At 72.5% G+C, this 26525-nt stretch carries 28 protein-coding genes and 2 pseudogenes; 10 read left to right on the forward strand and 20 right to left on the reverse strand.

What is annotated here, in order from left to right; translation table 11 throughout:
* Nucleotides 1-111 precede the first annotated feature (111 nt).
* Nucleotides 112-699 carry a helix-turn-helix domain-containing protein gene (locus AB0K18_RS24840; protein WP_364918229.1) on the forward strand — a complete coding sequence of 196 codons (588 nt, stop codon included), beginning with the start codon at nucleotides 112-114 and terminating at the stop codon, nucleotides 697-699.
* Nucleotides 700-719: 20 nt separating this feature from the next.
* Nucleotides 720-902, forward strand: a complete 183-nt coding sequence (locus AB0K18_RS24845) for a hypothetical protein (protein ID WP_364918232.1) — start codon at nucleotides 720-722, stop codon at nucleotides 900-902.
* A gap of 11 nt (nucleotides 903-913) precedes the next feature.
* Here the strand turns inward: AB0K18_RS24845 and AB0K18_RS24850 are convergent, their stop codons facing one another.
* Nucleotides 914-1486: a TetR/AcrR family transcriptional regulator gene (locus tag AB0K18_RS24850; RefSeq protein ID WP_364918235.1), complete on the reverse strand. Its 573-nt coding sequence runs from the start codon at nucleotides 1484-1486 to the stop codon at nucleotides 914-916.
* A 133-nt stretch (nucleotides 1487-1619) separates the two neighbouring features.
* On the opposite strand from AB0K18_RS24850, the gene AB0K18_RS24855 reads away from it, so the two are divergent.
* On the forward strand, nucleotides 1620-2645 hold the full coding sequence (locus AB0K18_RS24855) for an aldo/keto reductase (RefSeq protein WP_364918237.1): 1026 nt from the start codon (nucleotides 1620-1622) through the stop codon (nucleotides 2643-2645).
* A gap of 32 nt (nucleotides 2646-2677) precedes the next feature.
* On the forward strand, nucleotides 2678-3520 hold the full coding sequence (locus AB0K18_RS24860) for an LLM class flavin-dependent oxidoreductase (RefSeq protein ID WP_364918239.1): 843 nt from the start codon (nucleotides 2678-2680) through the stop codon (nucleotides 3518-3520).
* Between the two features lie 4 nt (nucleotides 3521-3524).
* Here AB0K18_RS24860 and AB0K18_RS24865 read toward each other — a convergent pair whose 3' ends face one another.
* From AB0K18_RS24865 to ureA, 5 genes are all read right to left on the reverse strand, one after another.
* On the reverse strand, nucleotides 3525-4916 hold the full coding sequence (locus tag AB0K18_RS24865) for a HAMP domain-containing sensor histidine kinase (RefSeq protein ID WP_364918242.1): 1392 nt from the start codon (nucleotides 4914-4916) through the stop codon (nucleotides 3525-3527).
* 106 nt (nucleotides 4917-5022) lie between these two features.
* Nucleotides 5023-6633, reverse strand: a complete 1611-nt coding sequence (locus AB0K18_RS24870; protein ID WP_364918245.1) for an amidohydrolase — start codon at nucleotides 6631-6633, stop codon at nucleotides 5023-5025.
* Nucleotides 6633-7913 (reverse strand): MFS transporter, encoded by a 1281-nt coding sequence (locus tag AB0K18_RS24875; RefSeq protein WP_364918248.1) that lies wholly within the window; start codon nucleotides 7911-7913, stop codon nucleotides 6633-6635. Before AB0K18_RS24875 ends, AB0K18_RS24870 begins: the two co-directional genes overlap by 1 nt.
* Nucleotides 7914-7925: 12 nt before the next feature.
* Nucleotides 7926-9569, reverse strand: coding sequence for an urease subunit alpha (locus AB0K18_RS24880; protein WP_364918252.1), 1644 nt, complete (start codon nucleotides 9567-9569; stop codon nucleotides 7926-7928).
* Nucleotides 9566-10129: an urease subunit gamma gene (gene ureA / locus AB0K18_RS24885; protein ID WP_364918255.1), complete on the reverse strand. Its 564-nt coding sequence runs from the start codon at nucleotides 10127-10129 to the stop codon at nucleotides 9566-9568. The genes AB0K18_RS24880 and ureA overlap by 4 nt, the downstream gene beginning before the upstream one ends.
* Before the next feature lie 90 nt (nucleotides 10130-10219).
* Here ureA and AB0K18_RS24890 point away from each other — a divergent pair, with 90 nt between their 5' ends.
* On the forward strand, nucleotides 10220-11374 hold the full coding sequence (locus tag AB0K18_RS24890; protein ID WP_364918257.1) for a helix-turn-helix domain-containing protein: 1155 nt from the start codon (nucleotides 10220-10222) through the stop codon (nucleotides 11372-11374).
* Between the two features lie 31 nt (nucleotides 11375-11405).
* On the opposite strand, the gene AB0K18_RS24895 is transcribed toward AB0K18_RS24890, so the two are convergent.
* The gene (locus AB0K18_RS24895; protein WP_364918260.1) at nucleotides 11406-11822 is read right to left on the reverse strand and encodes an SPW repeat protein; all 417 of its coding nucleotides are present in this window, start codon (nucleotides 11820-11822) and stop codon (nucleotides 11406-11408) included.
* 143 nt (nucleotides 11823-11965) lie between these two features.
* Here AB0K18_RS24895 and AB0K18_RS24900 point away from each other — a divergent pair, with 143 nt between their 5' ends.
* The gene (locus tag AB0K18_RS24900) at nucleotides 11966-13006 is read left to right on the forward strand and encodes an iron-containing redox enzyme family protein (RefSeq protein ID WP_364918263.1); all 1041 of its coding nucleotides are present in this window, start codon (nucleotides 11966-11968) and stop codon (nucleotides 13004-13006) included.
* 153 nt (nucleotides 13007-13159) lie between these two features.
* Here AB0K18_RS24900 and AB0K18_RS24905 read toward each other — a convergent pair whose 3' ends face one another.
* Nucleotides 13160-13897, reverse strand: a complete 738-nt coding sequence (locus tag AB0K18_RS24905) for a class I SAM-dependent methyltransferase (protein WP_364918265.1) — start codon at nucleotides 13895-13897, stop codon at nucleotides 13160-13162.
* 124 nt (nucleotides 13898-14021) lie between these two features.
* On the opposite strand from AB0K18_RS24905, the pseudogene AB0K18_RS24910 reads away from it, so the two are divergent.
* Nucleotides 14022-14162, forward strand: a pseudogene (locus AB0K18_RS24910) (hypothetical protein); the annotation flags it as partial.
* Here AB0K18_RS24910 and AB0K18_RS24915 read toward each other — a convergent pair.
* From AB0K18_RS24915 to AB0K18_RS24930, 4 genes are read right to left on the reverse strand one after another with little or no spacing between them, the layout of a single operon-like run.
* The gene (locus AB0K18_RS24915; RefSeq protein ID WP_364918267.1) at nucleotides 14126-15214 is read right to left on the reverse strand and encodes a glycosyltransferase; all 1089 of its coding nucleotides are present in this window, start codon (nucleotides 15212-15214) and stop codon (nucleotides 14126-14128) included. The pseudogene AB0K18_RS24910 and the gene AB0K18_RS24915 sit on opposite strands and share 37 nt — an antisense overlap.
* Nucleotides 15215-15264: 50 nt before the next feature.
* Nucleotides 15265-16116, reverse strand: a complete 852-nt coding sequence (locus AB0K18_RS24920; RefSeq protein WP_364918270.1) for an ABC transporter permease — start codon at nucleotides 16114-16116, stop codon at nucleotides 15265-15267.
* A complete protein-coding gene (locus tag AB0K18_RS24925; RefSeq protein WP_364918273.1) occupies nucleotides 16076-16957 on the reverse strand; it encodes an ATP-binding cassette domain-containing protein in 882 nt (293 codons plus the stop codon). Before AB0K18_RS24925 ends, AB0K18_RS24920 begins: the two co-directional genes overlap by 41 nt.
* On the reverse strand, nucleotides 16954-17424 hold the full coding sequence (locus tag AB0K18_RS24930; RefSeq protein ID WP_364918276.1) for a MarR family transcriptional regulator: 471 nt from the start codon (nucleotides 17422-17424) through the stop codon (nucleotides 16954-16956). Before AB0K18_RS24930 ends, AB0K18_RS24925 begins: the two co-directional genes overlap by 4 nt.
* Nucleotides 17425-17544: 120 nt before the next feature.
* Between AB0K18_RS24930 and AB0K18_RS24935 the strand changes: the two genes are divergently transcribed.
* Nucleotides 17545-18324, forward strand: coding sequence for an LLM class flavin-dependent oxidoreductase (locus AB0K18_RS24935; RefSeq protein ID WP_364918279.1), 780 nt, complete (start codon nucleotides 17545-17547; stop codon nucleotides 18322-18324).
* A 162-nt stretch (nucleotides 18325-18486) separates the two neighbouring features.
* Here AB0K18_RS24935 and AB0K18_RS24940 read toward each other — a convergent pair whose 3' ends face one another.
* From AB0K18_RS24940 to AB0K18_RS24950, 3 genes are all read right to left on the reverse strand, one after another.
* Entirely contained in the window at nucleotides 18487-19509 is a 1023-nt protein-coding gene (locus AB0K18_RS24940; protein ID WP_364918282.1) for a glycoside hydrolase family 11 protein, read from the reverse strand.
* 264 nt (nucleotides 19510-19773) lie between these two features.
* Nucleotides 19774-21159 carry an aminotransferase class V-fold PLP-dependent enzyme gene (locus AB0K18_RS24945; protein ID WP_364918285.1) on the reverse strand — a complete coding sequence of 462 codons (1386 nt, stop codon included), beginning with the start codon at nucleotides 21157-21159 and terminating at the stop codon, nucleotides 19774-19776.
* A 10-nt stretch (nucleotides 21160-21169) separates the two neighbouring features.
* Nucleotides 21170-22012 carry an AraC family transcriptional regulator gene (locus AB0K18_RS24950; protein WP_364918288.1) on the reverse strand — a complete coding sequence of 281 codons (843 nt, stop codon included), beginning with the start codon at nucleotides 22010-22012 and terminating at the stop codon, nucleotides 21170-21172.
* Between the two features lie 126 nt (nucleotides 22013-22138).
* Here AB0K18_RS24950 and AB0K18_RS24955 point away from each other — a divergent pair, with 126 nt between their 5' ends.
* On the forward strand, nucleotides 22139-22819 hold the full coding sequence (locus tag AB0K18_RS24955) for a DUF4142 domain-containing protein (RefSeq protein WP_364918291.1): 681 nt from the start codon (nucleotides 22139-22141) through the stop codon (nucleotides 22817-22819).
* Nucleotides 22820-22868: 49 nt separating this feature from the next.
* Here AB0K18_RS24955 and AB0K18_RS24960 read toward each other — a convergent pair whose 3' ends face one another.
* From AB0K18_RS24960 to AB0K18_RS24980, 5 genes are all read right to left on the reverse strand, one after another.
* Nucleotides 22869-23384 (reverse strand): MarR family transcriptional regulator, encoded by a 516-nt coding sequence (locus tag AB0K18_RS24960; RefSeq protein ID WP_364918294.1) that lies wholly within the window; start codon nucleotides 23382-23384, stop codon nucleotides 22869-22871.
* Between the two features lie 18 nt (nucleotides 23385-23402).
* The gene (locus tag AB0K18_RS24965) at nucleotides 23403-23672 is read right to left on the reverse strand and encodes a DUF3040 domain-containing protein (RefSeq protein WP_364918297.1); all 270 of its coding nucleotides are present in this window, start codon (nucleotides 23670-23672) and stop codon (nucleotides 23403-23405) included.
* Between the two features lie 148 nt (nucleotides 23673-23820).
* Nucleotides 23821-24573 carry a cytochrome c oxidase assembly protein gene (locus AB0K18_RS24970; protein ID WP_364918299.1) on the reverse strand — a complete coding sequence of 251 codons (753 nt, stop codon included), beginning with the start codon at nucleotides 24571-24573 and terminating at the stop codon, nucleotides 23821-23823.
* Nucleotides 24573-25082, reverse strand: a complete 510-nt coding sequence (locus tag AB0K18_RS24975; protein ID WP_364918302.1) for a DUF2243 domain-containing protein — start codon at nucleotides 25080-25082, stop codon at nucleotides 24573-24575. The genes AB0K18_RS24970 and AB0K18_RS24975 overlap by 1 nt, the downstream gene beginning before the upstream one ends.
* Nucleotides 25083-25084: 2 nt before the next feature.
* Nucleotides 25085-25663: a hemerythrin domain-containing protein gene (locus AB0K18_RS24980; RefSeq protein ID WP_364918305.1), complete on the reverse strand. Its 579-nt coding sequence runs from the start codon at nucleotides 25661-25663 to the stop codon at nucleotides 25085-25087.
* A gap of 173 nt (nucleotides 25664-25836) precedes the next feature.
* On the opposite strand from AB0K18_RS24980, the pseudogene AB0K18_RS24985 reads away from it, so the two are divergent.
* Nucleotides 25837-26525: pseudogene (locus AB0K18_RS24985) on the forward strand (hypothetical protein); the annotation flags it as partial.

Genomic DNA, 26525 nt, shown 5'->3' on the forward strand with positions numbered 1-26525 from the left:
TCCAGCGCCACTTCATCCGCGACGCCAACGAAGGCGCCGAGAAGGGCTAGGCGCACAAGAGATTTGCGCAAATTTCTTGCGCAAATCTCTTTGTGTATCTACCGTGGGGGTATGGCCAGGAAGAACGTACGCCGCGTCAAGGATCTCGAGACGGTCAAGGCGCTCGGGCATCCGCTGCGCATGCGCCTCTACCGGGCGCTGATGGTGACCCAGCGCGCCACCGCCTCCCAGCTCGCCGAGCAGGTGGACGAGGCGGTGTCGCTGGTCAGCTATCACCTGCGCAAGCTGGCCGCGCACGGGCTCATCGAGGAGGCCGAGCAGGGCAGTGCGGACGGGCGCGAGCGCTGGTGGCAGGCGGCGGTCAGCGGGGTCAGCACCGAGGACGCCGACTTCAGGGACGCCCCCGAGAGCGAGGGCGCCTACGTCGCCCTGTCCAGGCTGGCGGCCAGGCAGCGCCATGAGCTGTACCAGAGCTACCTCGACGCCAAGTCCGCCTGGCCCGGCGAGTGGCGCGACGCCTCGTTCGACTCCGAGTACCTGCTCTCGCTCACCCCTCAGGAGCTGGTCGGGCTCAGGACGGAGATGAACGAGCTGCTCAAGAAGTGGGAGGCGCGCAGCGACGCCGCCCGTGAGGCCGGCGAGCGCGAGGGCCGCGAGCACGTCGCCGTGCACACCGCGGGCTTCCCGTTCCGCCCCTGACGACGACCCCGGAGGTCGCGATGCATCCAGACCTGCATCTGTACGTAGAGCGAGTACGCGCCCGCGAACTGCGCCGGGAAGCCGAGCGGCACCGCCTGGCCGGATCCCCCTCCGCCACCGGAGCCCTGGAGGAGCGGCTCGGGTGGGTGCTCGTGCGCGCGGGGCTGCGGCTGCTGGAGCGCCACGCGCCCGCCCCGTACTGATCCCCCGCCGGTCAGCGGACGCGCAGGCCGGTGATGAGGAGGGCGACCATGCGGCGGGCGTCGTAGGCGCCCTCCTTGCCGGCGCCTATGCAGAGGTTGCCGACGCCGCGCATGAAGCTGAGCGCGTCCATGCCGGGCTCGATCTGGCCGGCGTCGGCGGCGGCCTCCAGCAGGCGGGCGCAGACCGGGACGAGCCGGTCGATGAAGTACGCGTGCAGCGACTGGAACGAGGCGTCCTCCGACTGCATCGCCTCGGCCAGGCCGTGCTTGGTGACCAGGAAGTCCACGAAGAGGTTGATCCAGTTCGCCAGCGCGTCGTACGGCGTGGGCCCGGCCTCCAGCAGTTCGGGCCCCGCCGCCGCGCACGCCTCCACCTGGTGCCGGTAGACGGCCACGATGAGGTCGGCGCGCGTCGGGAAGTGCCGGTAGATGGTGCCGACGCCGACCCCCGCCCTGGCGGCGATCTCGCGTACGGGCACGTCGACCCCTGAGGCGACGAAGGCCGCGGCGGCCGCGTCGAGCAGCGCCTTCTCGTTCCGTCTCGCGTCGGCCCGCTTCTTCGGGGCTGCCTGTGATCCGGCCACTGTGCCGCTACCTCCACCACGCCGTTGGACAAACGGAACAGCGTTCCGTATGGTGTTTAGCGGAACGCGGATCCGCTTTCAGGATGCCAGAAGCGCGGCCGCCGGACAAAGCCGCCGCGCACGTGGAGGAGACATGACCATGCAGTACCGCGCCCTGGGCCGCACCGGCGTCCAGGTCAGCACGCTCGCACTCGGCGCGATGAACTTCGGCGCCATCGGCCGCACCACCCAGGACGAGGCCACCGCCATCATCGACGCCGCGCTGGAGGCCGGCGTCAACGTGATCGACACCGCCGACTGGTACAGCGGCGGCGAGTCGGAGGAGATCGTCGGCAAGGCCATCGCCGGCCGCCGCGACGACATCGTGCTGGCCACCAAGGCCACCATGCCGATGAGCGAGGCGCCCAACCACCAGGGCGGCTCGCGCCGCTGGATCGTCAGGGCGCTGGACGACAGCCTGCGCCGCCTCGGCGTGGACCACGTCGACCTGTACCAGATGCACCGGTGGGACCCCACGACCAGCGACGAGGAGACGCTGTCGGCGCTGACCGACCTGCAGCGGGCGGGCAAGATCCGCTACTTCGGCAGCTCGACGTTCCCCGCGTACCGGATCGTGCAGGCCCAGTGGGCCGCCCGCGAGCACCACCTCAGCCGGTACGTCACCGAGCAGCCCAGCTACTCGATCCTGCAGCGCGGCATCGAGGCCGACGTCCTGCCCGTCGCGCAGGAGTACGGGCTCGGCGTGCTGGTGTGGAGCCCGCTGGCCTCGGGCTGGCTGTCGGGCGCGATCCGCGCGGGCCGCGCGGCGGACACCCACCGCTCGTCGGTGCTGCCGGAGCGCTTCGACCCGGCGCTGCCGTACAACAGGGCCCGTCTGGAGGCCGTCGAGCGGCTGGCCGGGGTCGCCGACGCGGCGGGGCTGACGCTGATCCAGCTCGCGCTCGGCTTCGTGACCGCGCACCCCGGCGTGACCGGCGCGCTCATCGGCCCGCGCATGATGGAGCATCTGAAGGCGCAGCTCGACGCGGCGCGGACCGTGCTGTCGCAGGACGTCCTGGACGCCATCGACGAGATCGTCGCGCCGGGCACCGACCTGGCCGCGCACGAGAAGTTCGACGCCCCGCCGGCGCTGCTCGACCCGTCCCTGCGGCGCCGATGAGCAGCCACGGGAGCCGGACGCGGTTCGGCATCATGACCGCTCCCATGCAGGTCGGCTACGAGGACGTCCTGCGGGTCTGGCGGGAGGCCGACGACGTGCCGGAGATCGAGCACGCCTGGCTGTTCGACCACCTGCTGCCCATCCAGGGCGACATCGACGGGCCGATCCACGAGGGCTGGACGCTGCTGTCGGCGCTCGCCGCCCAGACCAGCCGGCTGCGCCTCGGCCTGCTGGTGACCAGCAACAGGTTCCGCCCGCCGGCCGTCCTGGCCAGGATCGCCGCGACCGTGGACATCGTGTCGGGCGGCCGGCTCGACTTCGGCATCGGCGCGGGCTCGCGGCCCGACCATCCGCTGGCCCGCCGCGAGTACGAGGCGCACGGCCTGCCCTTCCACGACTTCCGTCACTCCGTGGAGAGCCTGGCCGAGGCGTGCACGGTGATCCGGCGGATGTGGAGCGAGAGCGAGCCGTTCGACTTCCACGGCTCGCACGTCACGCTGACCGGGGCGTACTGCAATCCCAAGCCCGTGCAGCGCCCGCACCCGCCGATCCTGCTCGGCGGGCGTTCTGCGGCGCTGCTGCGGGTGGCCGCCGAGCACGCCGACCTGTGGAACGTCCCGGGCGGCGACATCGACGACGTCGTCCGCCGCAGCGCCCTGCTCGACCGCTACTGCACGGAGATCGGCCGCGACCCGGCCGCGATCACCCGCTCGATCCACCTGCCGGTCTCCTACGACCGGCCCGGCGCCACCAGGCAGGCCATCGGCGAGGCGGTGGCCGCGGGCTTCCACCACGTGGTGCTCGGGCTGCCGGCGCCGTACCCGGAGAAGGTGGCCCGCTGGGTGGCGGAGGAGCTGATCACGCCCTCGCTCTGACGGCTCAGCCGGGTTCGTGCTCGCCGGCCAGCGGCAGCCGCAGGACGAAGCGGGTGCCGCGCGGGCTGTCCTCGATGGTCAGGTCGCCCTCGTGCGCCTGGGCGATCGCGCGGGAGATGGCCAGGCCGAGCCCGCTGCCCGCGGGGTCGCGCTTGCGGCCGGCGGCCAGCCGGACGAAGGGCTGGAAGACCTGCTCGCGCTCCTCGGGCGCGATGCCCTCGCCGTCGTCCCAGACGGTCAGCACGGCCTCGTCGTCCTCGCGGGCGACGCTCACCTCGATCGCGCCGCGGGTGTGCCGCTGGGCGTTGACCAGCAGGTTCGTCAGCACCTCCGTGAGCTGGGTCCTGTTGCCCCACACGCGGGGCGAGTCGTGGACGACCAGCAGGGGCCGGTAGGGGCCCGGCAGACTCCCGGCCTCCTCGCGGACGAGGTGGCCCAGGTCCACCCGCTCGGCCTGCCGCGGCGACGACGTGCGGATCCGGGTGAGCAGCAGCATCTCGTCGATGATCCGCTGAAGGCGGTCCACGCTGCCGAGCGCCCCTCTGATCGTCTCATCACGGTCGGCGTCGGGGTAGGTCACCGCCTCCTCCAGCCGCATGCGCAGCCCGGCCAGCGGGGTGCGCAACTCGTGGGAGACCATCGAGGAGTAGTGGCGCTGCTGGCTGACCGCCTCCTGGAGCCTGGCCAGGGTCCTGTTCACGGTACGCGCGAGCGAGGCGATCGCGTCGTCGCCCGGCGGCGCGGGCACCCGCAGGCCGAGGTCGGTGACGGTGATCTCGGCGATCCTGGCCCGCATCTCCTCGACCGGGCGCAGGGTGCGGCGGATGAGCAGGGCGGCCAGGCCGGTCAGCAGCGCGGTGCCGGTGAGGACGGCGGCGGCCAGGCCCAGCTCCAGGTTCCAGCCGGCCAGGAGGGCGGGCTCGGGGCGACCGGCGTACACGATGTGGGAGGCGCCGCCCCACAGCTCCTCCTCCTGCGGTGACGGCCGGTAGGCGGTGAACATGACGCAGCCGTCCCGCGTGCACTCCTTGCCGTGCTGGATGCGGTCGTCGGAGTTCGGCCACAGGGTGCTCATGGGCGGGCGGCCCTCGGCGTCGCGGCTGGCCTGCACGACGTGGCCGGTGGCGTCCACGAGCTGGAACAGGCCGACCTCGGGGGTGGTCACGGGCTGCGGGGTCGAGGTGCCCATGGCGCCGATCCACTCGGTGGCCGCGCGCTGGGTGCTCTCGTAGACCTCGCTCTCGATCCTGTCGCGGACGATCAGGTCCACGGCGCCGGCCACCCCGGTGAGGCTCGCCAGCGACAGCAGGGCGGTCACCAGGACGAGACGGGCCTGCACCGAGAGGCGGCCGGGGCTCAGGAGCCCCGGCGTCAGGGGCCCCGGACGATGGGGCATCGCCACCTCCCCGCTCGCCTCACTCCTCAGTGGCCATGCTTCCAACTACGGGTTCATGGGGAGCCAATGGCTCCGCAAGCGGCGGGTCATAGGTGTCGAAATCAGGTCAACGCACGTCGTACACCAGCCGCCCGCCGACCGCCGTGGCGATCACGGTGATGTCCCTGATCGTGGCCGGATCGACGGCCAGCAGGTCGTCGGAGAGCACCGCGAAGTCCGCCAGCCTGCCCCGGCCGAGCGTGCCCTTGAGGTGCTCCTCGTGCACCGCGTACGCCGAGCCCTCGGTGTACGCGCGCAGCGCCTGCTCGGGCGTCAGCGCCTCCTCAGGGTTGAACGGCCGCCCGCTCGCCGTGACCTGGTTGACCAGGTCGTGGATGCCGAGCAGCGGCGCGCCCGCCACCACGGGGCAGTCGGAGCTGCCCGGCAGCACGACGCCCGCCTCCAGGAACGAGCGCTGCCGGTAGCAGCCGCGGGCCCGCTCGGGGCCGAGCGCGTCCAGCATGCCGTCGCCGATCTCGGAGATGAACCGGCCCTGCGGCACCGGGATGACGCCCAGTTCGGCGAGCCTGGCGACCTGGGCGTCGCTGGTGACCGCGCAGTGCTCGATGCGGTGCCTGGCACCGGGGCGCGGCGTGCGGGCCTGGGCCTCGGCGTAGGCGTCGAGCACGACGTCCACGGCGGCGTCGCCGATGGCGTGGGTGGCGATCTGCCAGCCGGAGTCGTGGGCGCGCAGGATGAAGCCGCGCAGCGCCGCCGCCTCCTCCTGCAGGAAGCCCCGGTTGCCCGGCTCGCCCGCGTAGTCGCAGCACATGGCGGCGGTACGGCCGATCAGGGAGCCGTCGGAGAACAGCTTGACCGGCCCGATCCGCAGCCACTCGTCACCGAACCCGGAGCGTACGCCGAGGTCGAGCCCGAACTCGGCGTCCACGTCGTGCAGGTTGGGCGAGCCGGGCATGAGCGTGGCCCGCTGCGGGAGCAGGCCGCGCCGGATCGCGTCCTGGAAGCCGGCCACGTCCCAGCGGCCGTTGCCGGCCAGCCCGACGCCCACGCCCGGCTCGGTGAAGCTGGTCAGCCCCTCGGCGGCGGCGGCCCGTCCGGCCAGCGCGATGCCCTCCACGAACTCCTCGTGCGCGAGCGGCCGCAGCACCCGCAGCGCGAGGTCCTGGGCCTGCTCGGCGAGCAGCCCGGTGGGCAGCCCGCGCTCGTCGCGGCCCACGGAACCGCCCGGCACGTCGGGCACGTCCTCCAGCGAGGGGAAGCCCATGAGCGCGAACGCCGCCGTGCTGGCCACGCCCATGTGGCCCGAGGTGTGCTGGAGCCAGACCGGGCGGCCTCCCGCGGCCTTGTCGAGGGCTTCGCGGCCGGGGTGGGCACCACCCAGCTTGTTCTGGTCGTAACCGCCGCCGCGGATCCACGCGCCGGCGGGCAGCTCGGCGGCGCGCTCGGCGACCCGCGCGTACAGCTCGTCGAGGCTGGTCACCCGCACGTCCAGCTCGCGCAGCCGCTGGCCGCGCATGCTGAGGTGGTGGTGCGCGTCGTTGAAGCCGGGCACGACGGGAGCGCCGCCGAGGTCCACGACCGTCCCGGCGCTCGCGCCGTCGAGCTCCTCGTCCAGCCCGGCGATCCGGCCGTGCAGCACGCCGAGGCGGGTGGCGTACGGCCGGTCGCGGTCGAGCGTGGTGAAGCGGCCGTTGACGAACAGCGTGTCGAGACGCATCAGACCTCCAGCGGTTCCCGCGCGGCCGCCGCGCTCCTGCGCTGCAGAGCGGCCACGCAGGCCATGGTGAGCAGGATGATGACCAGGTACTGGGCGACGACCGCCCAGATGGTGCCGGTCGAGGTGAGCAGCGCCTGCGCGATCATCGGGGCGGTGCCGCCGATGAGGGCGCCGCACAGCTGGTACGCCAGCGAGATCCCGGTGTAGCGGACCCGCGCCGGGAACGCCTCGGCGAGGAACCCGGCCAGCGCCGCGTACGACATGCCGCCGAAGACGATGCTCAGCGCCAGCCCCAGCGTGGCGAGGACCGGCGAGCCGGTGCCGACCATGGCGAAGGTGATCGGCGTGCACACGATGAGCGCGGTGAACGCGATCAGCATGAAGCGGGCGGCGCCGTAGCGCTGGCCGAGCACCGCGCCGAGCGGCTGGGTGACGAACTGGGTGATCGCCACGATGAGCAGCACGTCCAGCATCGTGCTCTGGGCGATGCCGAGGTCGGTGGTGGCCCAGGACAGGATGAAGGTGTTGGTGAAGTACGCCGACGCGATGCCGACGCCGCTCGCGCCGATGCCGAGCAGCACCAGCGGCCACGCCGTGCGGAAGACCTCGGCGACCGGCAGCTTGGCCACCTCGCGCCGCTCCTGCATGCGGGTGAACTCCGGCGACTCCTCCACCCGCAGCCGGATGACCAGGCCCACCACCAGCAGCACGGCGGAGCACAGGAAGGGGATGCGCCAGCCGTAGGACAGGAACGCGTCCTCGGGCAGCGTGCTGACCAGCGCGAACATGGCGGTGGCGAGGATCGACCCGGCGGGCGAGCCCTGCTGGGCGAAGGCGGCGTAGAAGATGCGCTTGGGCCCCGCGTGCTCGGCGGCGATCAGCACCGCGCCGCCCCACTCGCCGCCCACGGCGATGCCCTGCACCAGCCGCAGCGTCGCGAGCAGCACCGGCGCGAGCATGCCGGCCTGCGCGTACGTGGGCAGCACGCCGACCAGCGTGGTGGCCCCGCCCATCAGCAGCAGGGTGACGACGAGCGTGCGCTTGCGGCCGATGCGGTCGCCCAGGTGGCCGAAGACGACGCCGCCGAGCGGCCTGGCCAGGAACCCGACCCAGAAGGTGGCGAAGGAGGCCATCACGCCGGCCGCGGGGCTGACGTCGGGGAAGAACAGTCTGCTGAAGACGAGGGCGGAGGCGGTGCCGTAGATGTAGAAGTCGTACCACTCGATGGAGGTGCCGACGAAGGACGCGATGCCCGCGCCGCGGGCGGTGGTGGAGCTCATACGGGGGGATTCCTAAGCGAAGTGGTGGAGCTGGGCGAGCGGCACCTCGGTGGCGGGGGCCATGCTCGCCGCGGTGCCGTCCACGAGGACGGGCCCGGGTTCGCGCGGCACCTCGACCCGAGGAGTCGCCATATTTCGGCACATGTCGTGTCGGGTGAGGCCGCGAGCGTGCCGGATCGCCGCGTACCGCAGGCCGCGCGGCAGGGCGTCCCTGCTGTCGGCCGAGTCGAGCGCGTCGTGCGCGACGAAGATCCGCGACAGCAGCGCGGGCGCGTCGCCGAGGCCGCCGAAGTACGGCCGGTAGACGCGCGGCTGGGTGAGCCGGGTGGAGCCGGACCCGCTGCCGGAGACGCCGTGGGCGACGAAGCCGCCCTTGATCACCAGCTCGGGCTTGCTGCCGAACCATCCCGGCTGCCACAGCACGATGTCGGCGAGGCGGCCGGGCCGCAGTGTGCCGACCTCGTGGGCCAGGCCGTGCGCGACGGCCGGGTTGACGGTCAGCTTGGCCAGGTAGCGCAGGATCCGTGTGTTGTCACCCACCGGTTCGCCGGCCCCGGCGGCCAGGGCGTTGAGGTGCGCGACCTGCCAGGTGCGCCGCACCGTCTCGGCCACCCGGCCCATGCCCATCGAGTCGGAGTTGACGATGCTGATCGCGCCGAGGTCGTGCAGCACGTTCTCGGCCGCGATGCCGTGCTCCCTGACCCGGGTGCGGGTCACCGCCACGTCGCTGTCGATGTGGTGGTTCTGCCGGTGCACGGTCATCGTCATCGGGAACAGCTCGCCCGCGGTGTTCGTGGTGTAGGGCAGCGTGGGGGTGGTGGAGGAGGGCAGGACGTGCGGCTCGGAGAGGATCTCCAGCAGGTCGGGATGCCCGCCGCCGCCCTCCACGTGGTACGCGTGCACGGTGCGCCCCCGCGTCGCCGCCACCGTGTCGGCCAGGTAGCCCGACTCGTTCATCGAGTCCGAGTGCAGCGCCACCGGCAGGTCCGCCTGCTCGGCCACGCCGAGACAGGTGTCGATGACCCGCGGCGTCGCCCCGAAGTCCTCGTGGATCTTGAAGCCGCCGGCGCCCGCCAGCACCGCCTCCTCCAGCAGCCGCTGCGAGCTGGACGAGCCGCGAGCCAGGAACGCCACGTTGAGGGGGGTGCCGCGCCAGGCGGCCATCAGCGTGTGCAGGTTGTGCGCCGGGTTGACGCCGACGTCCCAGACGCCGCCGAGTCCCATGCCGACCACGGTCGTCACGCCGGAGGCCAGCGCGGCGGGCGCGATCTCCGGCGAGGACAGGTGCACGTGCGAGTCCACGACGCCGGGCGTGGCGATCAGGCCCTCCCCCGGCACGATCGCCGTGTGCGAGTCGATGATCGCGCCCTCGACCGGCACGATCCGGCCGTCCTTGACGCCGATGTGCGTCTTTCGTACGCCGAGCACCGGGTCCATCAGCACGACCCCGGCCACGACCAGGTCGAGCGCGGACTCGCGGTCGCCGCGCGGGCTGGCCAGCAGCCCGTCGCGCAGCGTCTTGCCGCAGCCGCCGAGCAGCTCGTCGCCGTGCGGCACGTCGTCGGCCTCCACCTCGGCCCACAGGCAGGTGTCGCCGAGCCTGATCAGGTCACCGGTGGTCGGGCCGTAGATCGCGTTGTACGTCTCGCGCCTCATGACGTGATGACCTCCACCTCGACGGTCTCGCCCGGGGGGAAGGCGGTGGCCGTGCCGGCGGGGATGGCGAGCCTGAGCCCCTCCGGCTCCCTGTCGAAGGACAGCGCCGCGTTGACCTCGCCCAGCGGGAAGTGCGAGGAGACGTAGACCGTGCGCTCGCCCCGGTTGGTGACGCGCAGGGTGCCGCGCTCGCGGCCGGCGTTCAGCTCGACCTCGCGCGGCAGCGGCCGGACCGCGCCGGGTCCGTCGTGCTCCGGCGGGCCGATCGGGGCGTCCACGGCCACCAGCGCGGTGCCGTTCGGGAACAGGGCCTCTACCTGGACGTGGGTGACGAGCGCGGGGACGCCGTCCATCACGTCGCCGGGGCCGAGCACGGCCTCGGCGCCCTCGATGACCTCGGGCAGCGTGGCGCCGTCCCAGGCCAGTTCGAGGATCTCGTCGCAGATCAGGGCGATGGCCTCGGGGGCGTTGAGCCTGCGCCCTCGGGCGCGGCGGCGGCGGGCGAGCTCGGCGAGCGTGAAGATGGTCAGCCGCTCCTGCTCGCGAGGTGTCAGATGCAACGTCCAACCTCCCTTTCGCTCACGCTATGGCGAGGTCAGGGGGCCGACCAACGGCGATACGGTGCGTAAATGCGCGGCTAGATTGTGCATGTGACCAATGACGTGCTGGTCCGGCTGGCCAGGCGGTGCCTGGAGAGCTACGAGGACCTCATCGACGACTGGGCCGAGCAGGTCATGGCGATGGAGCCGTACGCGCGGGGCCTGGTCAGCCGCGAGGAGGTGCGCGAGGGGGCCAGGGTCGGGTTCGAGCTGATCCTGCGCCACCTGGCCGAGGGCGGAGTGCCGCCCGAGCAGCGCCCGCACTCGGAGAAGCTGGGCGAGCGGCGGGCCGGGCAGGGCGTGCCGCTGGAGTCGCTGCTGGCGGCGGCCCGGCTGGACGCCCGCGCGCTGTGGCACGGGCTGGTCGGGCTGGCCGCGCCCGAGGACGTCCCGGCGCTGCTCGAAGGGGCCAACCTGGTGTGGGAGGCGGTCGAGCAGCACAACACCGGCCTGATGACCGGCTACCAGCGGGCCGTGCTGGAGATGGGCAGGCAGCAGGAGGACGAGCGGCGCACGTGGTTCGCCCGGCTGATGGACAACGACGGGCGCAACCCCGACGTGGTCCGCGACGTGGGGCGGGTGCTCGGCTTCGACGTGCCCGCTCCGTTCGTGGCCGTCGTGGCGGCGCCCGCGTCGGGGGCGGCGCTGCGGGTGGCGGCGGGCGGGATGAGCGGGCTTCGGTTGCGTACGCACCGTCACGAGTCGCCGTCGGGCGACATCCTCGTCGTGCAACTGCCCTCCCGGGTGTTCAACCCCGAACGCCTGGTGCTCGACGCGCTCGCGCACGTGGCGTGCGGCCTGTCGCCGCGGGTGACGGGGCTGGCCCGGGTGCCCCACGCGGTGCGCCTGGCCTCGGCCACGATCAGGGCCGGCGGCGCGGCTCCCGCGGGGCCGATGCGGCTGGAGGACCGGTGGCTTGAGGTGTTCGTCGCGCACAGCCCCGAGCTGGCCGCCGAGCTGGCGGAGCGGGTGCTCGGCCCGCTGGAGTCGATCGGCGCGGTGGAGCGGGAGCGGCTGCTGGAGACCGTACGCGTGCATCTGGCGGGCGACGGCTCGATCGCCGACACGGCCGCGGCGCTCTACTGCCACCGCAACACCGTCCAGCACCGCTTCGCCCGCTTCCGTGAGCTGACCGGCCGCGACGTGCGCGTGCCGGGGGACGCCGCCGTGGTGGCGCTGGCGCTGCGCGTCCGGGTGAGCGCATGAGAAGGGCCGGTCACACGGGCCGGCCCGGGTCTCATCGCCTCCTCGTCATGCTCATGCCGAGCGCGACCAGGCCGCAGATGAGGATGATCGCGCCGACGATCACGTTGGTGGTGATCGTGGTCGGCGTGTCCGCCTCCCCCCTGATCAGCCAGGGCGCCAGGATGGTCCACAGCCCGATGAGGGGCGCGACCCACGCGATCCCGTGCGTGCGCCCGTACGCCGAGCTGAGGCCCAGCGCGAGCACGGCCACGGCCAGCCCCGTGACCAGGTTGTTCATGGTCAGTGACGTTATGCCGGTGAATCCGATGATCCACGGCGACAGCGCCAGGAACAGCCCGGCCACCAGGGTCAGCCCGTCCGCCAGCTGAACGGCCGGCTTGGCCGCGGCCATCTCGTACTTCTCGCGCATGCTGATGATGTCGGGATGCCGCTCCATTTCGCGGGTCATCAGGGACATCACCTCCCCCGTTGCGAGCGGCGGGAGCCCTTCCCGTCGCCGCTCCCCACTACCCGGATTGGGGCCGGTCATACCTGCGGTTTGCCTGGTCAGAGGGTGGGAAACGACAAGGAGCCGACAGGAGGGAGGCGCTCGTGACAGCGGTCGACGCCATCGGGGGACACGCCCGTGAGAGAACCGGCGGGCCGGCGCCCGCGCTGCCCGCGCCGCGCGGGCCCGTCACCGCGCTGCTGTTCCGCCGCCTGGCCGGGGCGCCCGACGGGCGGGCGCTGCACCTCGACGTGACCGGCGCCGACCTCGGCGACGCCGACTTCCAGCTCGCCCTGTTCGCCTGTTACGAGCTGCACTACCGGGGGTTCGCCGGGGTGGACGAGCGCTGGGAGTGGGATCCCGCGCTGCTGGCGGCCAGGGCCGTCCTGGAGCGGCACTTCGAGGAGTCGCTGGCGCGCGAAGTCCCCATGCCGCCTCTGGAGGGGCCGCGGGACGTGCGGCGGGTGCTCACCGCGCTCGCCGCCGACGATCGCGGGCCGTCGGTGTCGGCGTTCCTGGCGCAGCGGGCCGGTCGCGAGCAGTTCCGCGAGTTCGTCGTGCACCGCTCGATCTACCACCTCAAGGAGGCCGACCCGCACACGTGGGCCATCCCGCGCCTGGCGGGCGGGCCCAAGGCGGCGCTGGTGGAGATCCAGGCCGACGAGTACGGCGGCGGCCGCACAGAACGCATGCACTCCGAGCTGTTCCGCGCCACCCTGCACGGGCTCGGCCTCGACGACTCCTACGGCGCCTACCTCGGCCGCGTCCCCGGCATCACGCTGGCCATCTCGAACGCCATGTCGCTGTTCGGCCTGCACCGGCGGCTGCGCGGCGCCCTCGCCGGGCACCTGGCGGCGCTGGAGATGACGTCCTCGCTGCCCAACCGGCGCTACGCGCAGGGGCTGCGGCGGCTCGGCGGCGACGCCCGGACCGCGCGCTTCTACGACGAGCATGTGCAGGCGGACGCCGTGCACGAGCAGATCGCCGCCCACGACCTGTGCGCCGCCCTGGCCGCCGACGAGCCCGCCCTCGCCGGTGACATCGTCTTCGGCGCGGCGTGCGCGCTGGAGCTGGAGCGGTTGTGGGCGGGGTACGTGCTCACGCGCTGGGAGCGCGGCGACACCTCCCTGTCCCGCCTCCCCTGAGCCGGACCACCCACCACGCGACCATCCGGACCTTTCGGCCATCGGTCCGGGCATCCGGGCCGCCCATCCGACCTGGCCCGTCCATCCGGGCAACCCGTCCATCCGGGCGGCCCTTTTCACCCGGGCGGCCCGTCCATCCGGGCGGCCCCTTTTTCAGCCGGGCAGGCGGTACACCGACACGTGGTTGGTGCTGTCGTCGGTGAAGGGGCTGCGGGTCCAGTCGGCCCAGCGGTGCTCGCGCTCCATCCCCGCCAGCTGCGCCATCAGGTCCAGCTCGGCGGGCCAGGCGTAGCGGTGGTTGGCGGGCAGGAGACGGACGCCGCCGGCGGTGAGCCGTACCTTGGTGGTGGCCATGAGCTGCTCGGCGGGCGAGATGCGGGCGGCCTCGGCGAGCACGACGTCCTCGCTCAGCGACAGCAGCCGCAGCGCGGAGCCGCGGCGGAAGGCGCCGGGGTCGGGCACCCACGCCTCCACCACGAACCTGCCGCCCGGCCGCAGGTGCGCGGCGGCGTTGCGGAAGCAGGCGACCTGGGCGGCCTGCGAGGGCAGCGCGTAGATGGTGTTCGTGGTGAGCGCCACCAGCGCGTACTCGCCCTCGACCCGCGTCGCCGAGAAGTCGCCCACGGTGACGGGGATGTTCTCGCCGCCCGGCTTGTCGCGCAGGATCTCCACCATCTCGGGCGAGCCGTCGATGCCGGCCACCTGGTGCCCCCGCTGGGCCATCGGCACCGCCAGCCGGCCTGTCCCGATGCCGAACTCCAGCACGGGGCCGCCCTCGGCGAGCAGGCACAGCTGCTCGACGGTCGCCTCGGTCGGCAGGTTCCCGACGGTGACGTCGTAGATGTCGGCGATGCCGCGCCCGTACGCGGCCGGGTCGAACGCCGTCGTCATCGCCACTCCCCCGCCCGGTCCCCGCCCGTCACACTCTGCTCGCGTAGCTTCACGGCGGCAGTGCTACCCCGCAGGTCAGGGATCATTCCGGCATACCGCCGTGGCTCACGGGAACGTGGGGGGAATGTCGCAACACGGGGATGACGGGGACGATGTGGCCGCCGCGGTGACCGTGACGCCGTGCGAGGACGGGCCGCTGCTGGTCAGGGGGCCGCTCCGGCTGGTCACTCAGGACGGCGTGCCGATTCCCGCCGGACGTTCGACGGTCGCGCTGTGCCGGTGCGGGCGCTCGGCGGTCAAGCCGTTCTGCGACGGCTCGCACAAGGTCGCCGGGTTCCGGGCGGCGAGCGAGCCGGACCCGCCGGCCTGACGGTTCCTGCGCAGCCACCGTACGGAGTGGGCCGCCCGCCGCAGCCTGCGCCCCGCGTACGGGACGCCGCCCCGCAGCGCGGCGCCCACGGCGAGCCAGCCGCAGGTGGCCCGCTCCAGCACCCACACCGGCGCGAACAGCGCCGACGTGCCGGGGAAGACGTGCCGCCCGCCCGCGCGGCGCCGCCCGGTCTCCGCCAGCGCGACGGCCAGCGCGGCGCCCGCCACCGGAGCTGCCCACCTGCCCCGCCACAGGCACCAGGCCAGCGCGGGCAGCACCGGCAGGAACACCGCCAGCCGGCCCGGCTGCGCCAGGTCGTCGTAGGCCTGGCGGACCCGCTGGTTCCAGAAGCGGGCCGCGTCGGGCGGGAGCCGCCGCACGTACAGGTCGAGGGGGCGCAGCTCCCTGCCGCCATGGGCGCGTACCGTGCGGATCAGCTCGAGATTCTCGAACAGCACGTCGCCGTCGTAGCCGCCCATGCGCTCGAAGAACGCGCGGCGCACGCCGAACGTGCCGGGGTAGTCGGCGCCGAAGCTGCGGTTGAGCAGGGTGCGCGCGGTGTCCCAGCGGGCGTGCCAGGGCAGCTCGGTGAAGTGGTTCTGGGGGCGTACGAGGTCGGCGGCGGTCAGCAGCGTGTCGATCCTGGCGAGCGTGTCCCGGTCGTGGCGTACGTCGTCGTCGGCGATGACCACGTGCGGGGCGCGGGCCAGCCGCATGCCGGTGAGCACGCCGTTGACCTTGCCGTTGGCGTGGCGCAGGTCGGCGGCCGGGCGGACGTGCGTGACCAGGCCGCGCCAGGCGGCGGCGTGCCGCTCGTACAGCGGGGGCGGCGAGCCGTCGACGACGATGACCGCGCCCACGTGGCGGGCCAGCGTGCGCAGGTAGGCGGTCAGCTCGTCCAGGCCGCGGTCGTCCTCCCAGCGCAGCGGGAGCACGTAGTCCATCATGGGCGGCGGCTGCCCGGGGAAGATCGGGTTAAACGGGCGATGACCTGCGCCTACCTGGCCAGGCGGCCGAGCAGCGCGGCCGCCGCCGTGATGCCGGCCGCGGCGGCCACCGCCAGCACCGCGAAGTCCAGCGGCAGGTGCGCGGGGACGCCGAGCAGCAGCCCGCGCAGCGCGTCCACCTCGTAGCTGAGCGGGTTGACCGCGCTGACCACCCGCAGCCAGTCCGGCATCGAGGTCGTCGGGTAGAGGGCGTTGGAGGCGAAGAACAGCGGCATCGTGATGGCCTGGCCGAAGCCCATCAGCCGGTCGCGCGTCCGTACGATGCCGGCGATCGTCACCGACAGGCAGGCGAAGAACGCCGAGCCGAGCAGCACCGCTGCCATCACGCCGAGCAGGCGCAGCGGATGCCAGGACAGGTGCACGCCGAGCAGCGCGGCGATGACCACGACCACGACCGCCTGCACGATCGCCTTCACCCCTGCCGCGAACGCCTTCCCCGCCACCAGCGCCGCCCTGGGCGTCGGCGTGACCAGGAGCTTGGTCAGCACGCCCGAGTCGCGTTCCCAGATGATGTGGATGCCGTAGAAGATGGCGATGAACATCGTGGACTGCGCGATGATCCCCGGCGCCAGATAGTCGCGGTAGGGGATGCCGCCGGTCGGGATCACGTTGATGCGGGTGAACGTCTCGCCGAAGACCAGCAGCCACAGCGCGGGCTGGACGGCGCGGGTGTAGAGCTCCGTACGGTCGTGGCGCAGCTTCTGCAGCTCCACCACGCACATCGCGGCCACCCTGGCCGGGACGACCCGCCAGGCGGGCCGGTCCTGTGCCGGCGCGGGCAGCAGGACCGCCGCCGCGCCGTCAGCCGACGCGGGAGGCGGTGTCGCGGGTACGGCGGACATCGCGGAACTCCCCTCCCTCGTCGAGACCGCTGCCGGCGACGTCGCGGAAGACGTCCTCCAGGGTCGGCGTGCTGTCGTCGCCGCGCCGGGCGCGCAGGTCGTCGGTCAGCTCGCGCGGCGTGCCCAGGGCGCGAATCCCGCCCTGGTGCATGAGGGCCACGCGCTCGCAGTACTGGTCGGCCTCGTCCATGTAGTGGGTGGTGACCAGGACGGTCATGCCGGTCGCGGCGCGTACGGCCATGATGTGCTCCCACACGACCGTGCGGGCGATGGGGTCGAGGCCGATCGTGGGCTCGTCGAGTATGAGCAGGCGGGGCGCGCTGACCAGGGCCTGGGCCAGCTCCAGGCGGCGGACCATGCCGCCCGAGTAGGTCTTCGCCAGCCGGTCGGCGGCCTCGGTGAGGCCGACCGCCTCCAGCGCCTGGGCGACCCGTTCCCGCCGCTCGCGTCTGGGGACGTCGAAGACGCGCGCGAAGAGCGAGACGTTCTCCCTGCCGGTCAGCCCTGAGTCGGCCGAGAGCTGCTGCGGGACGTACCCGAGCAGGCGCCGCACCCGCATCCGGTCGGCGGCCACGTCGAGCCCGAACACCCGCGCCATGCCCTTGGGCACGGGCAGCAGCGTCGTCACGCACCTGATCGCCGTCGTCTTCCCCGCCCCGTTGGGCCCGAGCAGCCCGAACACCTCCCCGGCCCGCACGGTCAGGTCGAGCCCGTCCACGGCGACGGACTCGCCGAACGCGTACCGCAGCCCGGTGCACGCGACCGCCGCCTCCGCACCGCCGGGCGCGTGACCCGCTCGGCCGTCCGGGACGCCGTCGCGGGCGGCCTCGGTGGGCGTCATTTCGCGCTCACCTCCTCTTCCTGCTCTTCCTGCAGGCCGGCGGCCAGGCGGCGCAACGCAGGGAGTGCCGCCTCCAGCGCGGCCCTGTCCTCCTCGGGGAGCCGCGCGAGGTGCTCGCGGACGAGCGCCGTGCGGCGTTCCTGCCAGGCCCGCAGGCGCGCCTCGCCGTCCGGGGTGGGCAGCAGCCTGGCGGACCTGCGGTCCTCGCTGCGTACCTCGCGGTACAGCAGCCCGGCCCCGCTGAGCTGGTTGACCAGCGTGGAGACCGAGTTGCCGGCCAGGTAGAGCTCCTTGGCCGCGGCCGACACGCTGATGCCGGGGTGGTCGGCGACCAGGCGCAGCAGCTCGACCTGGGCGCCGCGCAGCCGCGGCCCGGTCAGGCCCTGACGCAGGCGGCGCCGGATCAGCCGGTTGAGCCCGAGCAGTACGCCGGCGAACGCACCGGGCAGATCCTCCTTCGTCCTCATGCCCGAAATGTTAGCTCTGCTTACGATGTATTGGGAAATATCCAGCTCAAGGGATGTTTGTCGGCGGCTTACCGTGTTTCATGGTCGAGCCGGCTCGTACGCGGGCATAGCCTTACCCTCATGGTGCGCTTCGCTGTCGGACTGCCGAACGTCGGCGAGTTCGGAGACCCCACGCTGCTGACCGAGCTGGGCGTCGCCGCCGAGGAACACGGCTGGGACGCGGTCTACCTCTGGGACCACCTGCTCTACGTCGACCCGAGCTGGCCGGTCGCGAACCCGGTGGTGGCGCTGTCCGCCATCGCCGCCCGCACGCAGCGCGTCCGCCTCGGCATCCTGATGACCGCTCTCCCCCGGCGCCGCGTGCAGACGGTCGCCAAGGAGACCGCCTCACTCGACCGCCTCTCCGGCGGCCGGCTCGTCTTCGGCGCGGGGCTGGGCTCGATCGACGAGGAGTACACCGACTTCGGCGAGGACCCCGACCTGAAGGTCCGCGCCGCGAAGCTCGACCAGGGCCTGGACGACCTGACCCACCTCTGGGGGCATCTGCTGCCGGCTCCCGTGCAGCGGCCCCGCATCCCGATCTGGTGCCCCGGCCGCTGGCCCACGCGGGCCGGTTTCCGCCGTGCGGCCCGCTGGGACGGCGCCATGCCGACCTTCCGCGACTACGGCCACGACCTCCCGCCGGTGCCGGTGGCGGAGTTCGCCCGCGTGGTCGACTTCCTGGGCGAGGAGCGGGGCTCACTGGACGGCTTCGACATCGCCCTGGAAGGCCGCGCCGCCGACGGCCTCGTCGAGGGCTACGCGGAGTCGGGCATGACCTGGTGGGTGGAGGCGATGGGCTGGTGGCGCGGCGGCGTCGCCGACGCCCGCAGGACGATCGCCGCCGGCCCACCCCGCTGACGCATCGGGCTTCGCCCTCGAACCGCGGAAGTCCGCGCCGCCGGACAGCCGGCTTCCCCCTCATCACGAAGGACTCCCACCGAAACGGCGGTTGACCGCGCGCGGACAGCGCTGTGGCGCGGCGGCTTTCGCAGCCGTCGCGCCACAGGGTTCAGAGGGAGGTCAGCCTGCGCTGCAGGAGACCGAGGGCCAGGTCCAGTTGCCGTTGTGCTGGATGGTCACGCCCCAGTTGTTGCCGTTGCCGTTCGGGCGGGCGGTGAGCACTTGCGAGCTCGGGTAACTGGCGGTGATGTTCCAGGTGGACAGGACACGGGCCGGGGAGGGCACGTTCATCGTGACGGTCCAGTTGCTGGAGCCGCTGACCGAGACGTTGAGGTTGTAGCGGTCGCTCCACTGCTGGCCGGCGGAGAGGGTCGCGGTGCAGCCGCCGCCGCCACCGCCACCACCGCCGCCTCCACCGCCGCCTCCACCACCGCCACCGCCGCCGCCCCCGCCGGAGCCGCCGATGGTGATGTTGGAGTTGCCGCTGCTCTGGTAGCCCTCGGTGGCGAGGATCTGGTAGTCGTGGTTGCCCAGATTCATGCCGGCGCGGGCCCAGGCGTCGAAGTGGTTGCCGGCGGTGATGGTGCCGCCCGTCCGCTTCTGCTGCCTGACGCTCCAGAACTGGTCGAAGGTCCTGGTGCCCTCGATGGACGGGGCGTTGTAGCGGGTCGTCTGGTAGATGTCGTACGTCCCGCCGTCGGTGGTCACGGTGCCCCGGTAGTTACCGGTGGGCCGGTACGTGCCCCAGTTGTCGACGATGTAGTACTCAATGAGCGGGTTCCTGGTCCACCCGTACAGGGTCAGGTACGCGTTCCCCGACGGGTTGAAGCTGCCCGAGTACGACACGGTCCTGCGCCCGCCGGTCGACCAGCCCTTGCCGGCGACGAAGTTGCCGGTGTTGCGCCAGGACGTGCTGTAGTTCCCGCCGGAGCCGAGCTCCATGGAGACGGTGCCCTGGGAGTCGGTCCAGAAGGAGTAGAAGTAGCCGTTGTTGTTGCCGGTCTGGTTCGTCGTGATGGCCGCGTGGGCGATGCCGGGGAGCATCGCGACGGCCAGCGCCACGACGATGGCGCCCGCGCGGGCGATGAACCGCCGTGCGCGGCCGCGTCTGCGGCCCGGCGGGTAGGGGGGTGCGCCGTTCATGGGGGTGCTTCCTCCTCGCGTGATGACGGCGGGGATGCGGGCAGCGTGGTACGCGCCCGATGGCCGAGGTGGCCCCGATCGAACGTGGTGAAGCCGAGTGCCTGCCGAAAATATCGGTGGGCTGGCGAAAGTATCGGCCCGCTTTCCGGCACCTGTCAACGGCCTCTTGCGCGAAGTGAAGACCCCTTGACCACGCCGACGCTGGAAGCTGCGGAAATGGGGCCGCCACACGGGGATGAAACTTTCGTACGCACCCCGAAACACTCAGCCGACGTCGGCCGCGGCCCGGACGATCTTCAGCGCACGCCCGACGTGACGGGCGTGGGTGCGGAAGCTCAGCACGCACAGCCGCAGATACAGCCGCCCCTGGACGTTCGTGCTGCTCAGGTAGATCTGGCCACCGTCGTTGATCTCCTGGAGCAGGCGCCGGTTGCGCTCGTCGTCGCCGTCGCGCAGCCGGAACACCACCACGGTCAGGTCGGGCCGCCACGGCACGGAGAAGCGGGGATCGGCGGCCAGCTCGCGGTGCACGACGGCGGCGAGGTCGAGCTTCTCCTCCAGCTCGCGGGTGAAGGCGTCCACGCCGTGCAGGTGCAGCGGCAGCCACAGCCGCAGCCCGCGAAACTCCCTGGTCAGCTCGACACCGAGGTTGGCGAAGTCGGGCAGGCCGTCCATCGCGGCGAGGTCCTGGAGGTAGTCGCCGCCGTCGGCGTGCGCGGCGTGCAGCGTGGCGGGGTCGCGGACGAGCAGCACGCCGGTCCCGTACGGCAGGAACATGCTCTTGTGCGGGTCGAGGGCGATGGAGTCGGCCCGTTCGACGCCGGTGAGGAGCGGCCGGCCGCGCTCGGTGAGCTGGAAGCCGCCGCCGTAGGCCGCGTCCACGTGGAACCACAGCCCCTCGCGGGCGGCCAGCTCTGCCACCTCGGGGAGGGGGTCGATGGTGCCGGTGCCGGTGGTGCCCGCGGTCCCCGCCAGCAGGAACGGCCGCAGCCCCTTGGCCCGGTCGGCGGCGATCAGCCCGGCGGCGGCGCGTACGTCCATGCGCAGGTCATCGGTCACGGGCACCTCGCGCACGGCGGCGGCGGGCAGGCCGCAGATGCGGGCGGCCTTGGCCACGCAGTGGTGGGTGTGGCCGGTGACGTACAACGTCGCGCCGGTCAGATCGTCGCCCAGCCGGCTCTGGCGGGCGGCCAGCACCGCCGACAGGGTGGCCGTCGAGCCGCCGCTGGTGGTGATGCCGCCCGCGCCGGGCGGCAGCCCGAACTGCTCGCACAACCAGGTGAGCACGCCGTGTTCCATGGCGACCAGCGCAGGCGACATCTGGGCCAGGCCCGTGTACCGGTTGGCGGCGTTGGCCAGCAGCTCCGCCAGCGCGGCGGAGTACAGCCCGCCGGCCGGGAAGTAGGCGAGGTAGCCGGGGCCCGCGGTGTTGACGCCCTGCCCGGCCGCCCGCAGGAACGTCTCCGCCAGCTCCCCGAAGTCGCCCGGCCCGGCGGCGGGCGGGCGGCGCAGGCGCTCCGCCAGGCCGTCGGGCGGCGAGTAGTCGCTGGCGGGCGACTTCTCCAGGGCGTCGAGCCAGTCGGCCAGCACGTCCACGGCCTGCCGGCCGAGTGCCGCCATGTCGGGGCGGTTCAGGTCGAGTTCCGTCATGCCCGGCACCCTAGGAGGAGCCGGGCAAGCGGGGATTGGACGTTATTGCACGCTGGTAGGCACGCGGCGGCACGCCCACCAGGCGGCGGAAGTGCCGGGACAGGTGCGACTGGTCGCAGAAGCCCACGAGCTGCGCGACCTCGGCGGGCGGCAGCCCGGCGGCGAGCAGGGTGCGGGCGCGGGTGACGCGCAGGTGGGTGACGTACGCGTGCGGCGGCATGCCGTACCGGGCGCGGAAGGAACGCACCAGGCCGAACGGGGTGAGCCCGACCGAGGTGGCCAGCTCGGTGAGCGGTGGCGGGCAGGGCAGGCCGGCGTGCAGCAGGTCGCGGGCTCTTTCCAGGGCGCGTTGATCGGTGCGTTCCCTGCGCGTGCGTCCCGAGGCGCCGTACGCGGCGAGCAGGCGTACGAGCAGCGCGTGCAGCCGCAGGTCGGCGTCGGCGGCCCCGCCGGGACGGGCGGCCCGGTGCGCGGCGGCCACCTGCCGCGCCAGGCGGGGGTCGGCGACGATCCTGCGGCTGAACGACGGGGTGCCGGCGCCGCCGCCCAGCTCGGCCGCCGCCGCCCGCATCTGCTCGACCCCGGGATAGAGGACCCGGTACGTCCACCCGTCCGGCGTGCGGGCCTGCCCGGTGTGCACGACGCCGGGCTCGATGAGCACCACGCCGCCCGGCCCCGCGCGTTCGACGCCGTCGGCGAAGCGGATCTCCTCCTCGCCCTGCTCGACCACCCCGATCGCGTACGTCTCGTGGCTGTGCCGCCCGAACCGGTGCCGGACGAATCGGGCGTGCATCAGGTCGAGCCCGCCCAGACCGGGATGGCGCCAGTAATGCGCGGAGTCGACGGCGCCCATGGCGTCTCCTCCCTGGTGATCGTTCATGGCCTCCCGCAACTTTTGCACAGTGCCATGAACGGCCTCGCCTCCGGCGGCGTACCTCATGATGACGGCCGTCTCAGGCCGGGGAAGGGGACGATGATCATGGGACCCCGACGCGTACTCGTCGTCTGCGCGACCGCCACGCTCCTGCCGGTGACGGCGTGCGCCGGCTACACGCCGACGCCCGCCGCGGACGGCGCCAACACCGCCGCGCTCGCCGAGGTGGCGAGCGAGTCGCCGTTTCCCGACGAGGAACCCTCCGAGTCCTCCGCCCCGCCCGCGGAGGACGAGGACGAGGGGGTCTGGGAGACGAAGTGGGGGCCGGTGTCGAAGATCGACAGGGAGCTCATCCGCAAGGTACGCCTGGCCAGCCTCTGGGAGATGCCGATGGCGCAGGACGCCGTGCAGCGCGCCACCACGGCCAAGGTCAGGCAGGTGAGCGAGACGATCGCGAGCCAGCACCACACCCTGGACCGGCAGGTGCGCGAGGTGGCCTCGAAGCTGGAGATCACGCTGCCGGTGAAGCCCACCGAGCAGCAGCAGAGCTGGATGAGCGACATCTCCGGCAGCACCGGCTCCGCCTACGACGCCACGTACATCAAGTGGCTGCGCCTGGCGCACGGCCAGATCTTCGGCCTCATCGGCCAGGTGCGCGGCAGCACCCAGAACACGCTGGTCCGCCGCTTCGCCGAGCAGTGCAACGCGGCCGTCCTGAACCACCAGCGCCTGCTGGAGAGCACGGGCCTGACCACTCCGGAGAGCTTCCCCGACCCGGCCGCCTGACCTGACCTGAGCTGACCAGGGCTGACCGGGGCCGACCGGGGCTGCGGGATCAGACGTCCTGCCAGCCCAGCGGCCGGGGCGCGGTCTCCGGGGACTCGCCGCCCGCCTCGTTGAAGGCGTTCATGGCGGAGATGAGCGCGCGGCGCTGCTCGGCCGACATGCGGGCGACGATGGCGCCGATCTCGGTACGGCGGCGCTCCATCACCTGGTCGACGATGCGCCGCCCCTCGGTGGTGAGCCGCATCAGGCTCTCGCGCCGGTTGTGCGGGTTGACCTCGCGCACGACCAGCCCGGCGGCCATCAGGCGGTCGGCCATGCGCATGGCGGTGGAGGAGTTGACGCCGAGCAGGTCGGCCATGGTGACGAGCTTGGTCTCGCCGTGCCCGGCCAGCACCACCATCATCCGGAACTGCGGCAGCGTGATGCGGTCCTCGACCGCGCCGAGCGACCGGGCGGCGACGGCGACGAGCAGCCGCGACCCGCTCAGCACGGCCGTGACGACGGCCGACAGATCATCGTCCCCATCATCAGCAGATTTCCCACTGATCGCGGACATGTCACCCATGACCACAGTTGTACCGCGCTAGCCCTCCTGCCGGGCGCCGGCCCCCTCACAGGAGCTGAACGGCACCCCCGGGCACTCCCGCTCCCCCGTCGTCAGCAGCAGCACGATCCCCATCATGAAGATCGCGCAGGTGAGCAGCATCAGCATCAGCCAGACGTGCACCGCCGACCTGCGCCACAGGGAAGAGCCGCCCGACCCGGAGAGCAGCGCGTCCAGCTCGGGCTCGTCGAGCGCCAGCCGCTTCTCCAGGTCCTCCAGTGCCCGCCGCTCTTCCCGGGAAAGCCCCATCCCTCACGCCTCATCTCCTCGGCACCCAGGACACGCCCCCCGTGTACCTCCCCGCATCTCGACGACCATTCCAGCCGGACGGCCTGAGGAGACCAAGCGAACCTTGCATACTGCAACAAACCTGTGATGGGGGCCTGCCTGCGAGGAGTCAGGCGGACACGGACCGCACAGGGGACGCGGCGGCGCGCCGGCGCGGCCGCCATGTGCTCACCAGGGCGAGGGCGAGCAGCAGTTCGGCCAGGTCCCCGCCGTAGTACATGATCTCGGCGGCGCCGCGCCGCTGCTCGGCCGGTACGGGCAGGTCCACGGCGAGGCCGGCGTACATGAGCTGGGACAGCCCGGCGTGCACGGCGATCGCGACGCCCAGCACGACCAGCCGCACCGGTACGGACGGCCGCCGCGGCGCCGGGTCGGGCCCGGCGATCACCCACGCGAACAGGCAGCCGGACAGCAGGAAATGCAGGTGGACGGCCTCGTGCAGCCAGGGGTTCGTGAGGGTCTGCCGGTAGAGCGGCGTGCAGTAGAGCACCACCATCCCGCCCACGCTGAGCAGCAGCGCGACGACGGGATCGGCGACGAGGCGCACCGAGCGCAGCAGCGCCGTGAGCCGGCGGGCGCGGGCGGCCGGCAGCGTACGCAGCAGCAGCGTCACCGGCGCGCCCAGCACCAGGCCGAGCGGCGCCAGCATGCCGATGAGCAGATGCTGCAGCATGTGGCCGCGGAAGTCGTGCGCGGCCAGCTCGGCGACGGGCCCGGCCAAGGCGGCGGCGACGAGAGCGAGACCGGCCAGGAAGGCAGCGGAACGCCACGGGCTCCACTTGCTCCGGCCCGCCAGAACCAGATAGGCGACCGCCGGGAGCAGGAGCAGCAGCACCGTGCCGTCGACATGGTGGTGGGTCATCACCGCGGGGCCTGGCACAGGTCGAGCGGGTCGGCGCCGCGCCGCAGCGCCCACCCGCCGGCCATCAGGATCACCCCGAGCGCCAGGAACCCGAGGTCCCACGCCAGCTGGTACGGCCCCGTACGGACGTGGTGGATGCCCAGCAGGTGATGGTCGATCACGCCTTCGACCAGGTTGAACAGCCCCCACCCCGACAAGATCCAGCCCCACAGCGCCCGCGAGCGCCACACCCGGCCGCGCGAGGCGGTCACGCGGGAGTAGAGCAGGCCGATCCCGGCGAGCACGGCCAGCCAGGTCACGGTGTGGAACAGGCCGTCCCACACCGTGTTCATCCGCAGCCCAGGCACGGTGTCGACCGGGTAATAGCGCACCCCGATGCGGTCGGTGTCGGTGCTGCTCAGCATGTGGTGCCACTGCAGCAGCTGGTGCAGCAGGATGCCGTCGACGAAGCCGCCCAGCCCGATCCCCAGGATCGTGCCGGGCAGGCCGATTCCCTTGGGGGCCGCCATGATCAGGGGTTCTTGCCCATGGCCTGGCGGATGACGTCGCGGACGCGGTCCATCATCGCGATCGGCGTGCCCATGAGCACGTTCTTGGTGGCCGACTCGGTGCCGGGGTGCGGGTGGGTGGGCGCCATGGCCTCGGCGGCCTTGACGCCGGCGGCCATGCTGCGCCGCTCGGCCTCGGTGGTGTGGGCGATGAGCTTGTTGAACTCGTAGCGCTCCTCGGCGCGGGCGTGCGCCTCGACGGCGCCGCGCAGCATCAGCAGGTTCTCCATGAAGTCGGGTGCGTCGGGGCCGGCCTCGTCCATGCGGGACAGCATCTCCTTGGCCTGGTTCTCCTCGGCCAGCCGGTCCTCCACCACGCCGTCGCCGCCGTCGATCTTGCCCCGCGCGTACGGGTGCACGATCTCCTCCTCGGCGGTCTCGTGCACGGCGAGCATGCGCACCAGGCGGGTGAACGCCTCTCCGCGCTGGTCGGCGGGGGCCTGCTCGACCTCGTCGAACAGGTTCCTGATCATCCCGTGCTGGGCGACCAGCAACTCGATGACGTCCGTCTCGGCCATCTTCTCCGGCGCCGTCTTCGTCATGTCTCTCCTCCTTCGAGTACGGGGCTGCCTACCCCGGGCGCGGCCGAACACGCTCAAGAGGCGAACGGATTACCCAACGCGGAGCTTCGGCGGAACGGGCGCCGAGATTGCACCGGGACGCCTCGGGTAGGCGGGCACATCGCATGTTCCCGACCGCGAAGGAGCGGACGCACATGACCTTCAACCCATTGCGCGAGCGCGGCATCCCCTTGGACAAGCAGCTGCGCAACTGGCGCGAACTGAACGTCACGCCGACCGATCCCGATCACGCCGACCCGTACACGCGGTGCCGCATCATCGCCATGAACGGCATCGAGGTCGAGGCGATCATGTTCAGCCACCACCTGGCCCGGCACTGCCCCGACCTGGAGATCAAGCAGCATCTCGCGCGGGTCCGCTACATCGAGGCGCAGCAGCAGAAGGTGGTCAACTGGCTGCTCCCCGGCCTCGCCTCGGTGCTGGAGACGACGATCGCGTACGAGCAGGTCGCGGTGGACCTCACCGCGTGGGTCGCCAGGATGGAGCCGGACCCGTACCTGAAGCAGGCGTACCAGTTCGGCGTCCTGGAGGACTTCGATCACCTCTACCGGTATTCGAACCTGTACGAGATGATCGAGCACCGCAAGGCGGAGAAGATCGTCGACCAGCTCACCGAGGTCATGCCGGGCCGGCCGACGTTCATGCACCACCGTGACCCGGTGGACAACGTGCGCGAGCCGTACGACAGGACGAAGACGCCCCCGATCTCGAAGCTGCACGCGCTGACCATCATGGCGGCCGAGCAGCAGACCATGAACTTCTACATGAACGTCGGCCCCACCTACATGGAGCCGATCGCCCGCCAGCTCTACCAGGAGATCGG

This window comes from Nonomuraea sp. NPDC049421, assembly GCF_040677005.1.
In the GTDB taxonomy this organism is placed as follows: Bacteria; Actinomycetota; Actinomycetes; order Streptosporangiales; family Streptosporangiaceae; genus Nonomuraea; species Nonomuraea salmonea.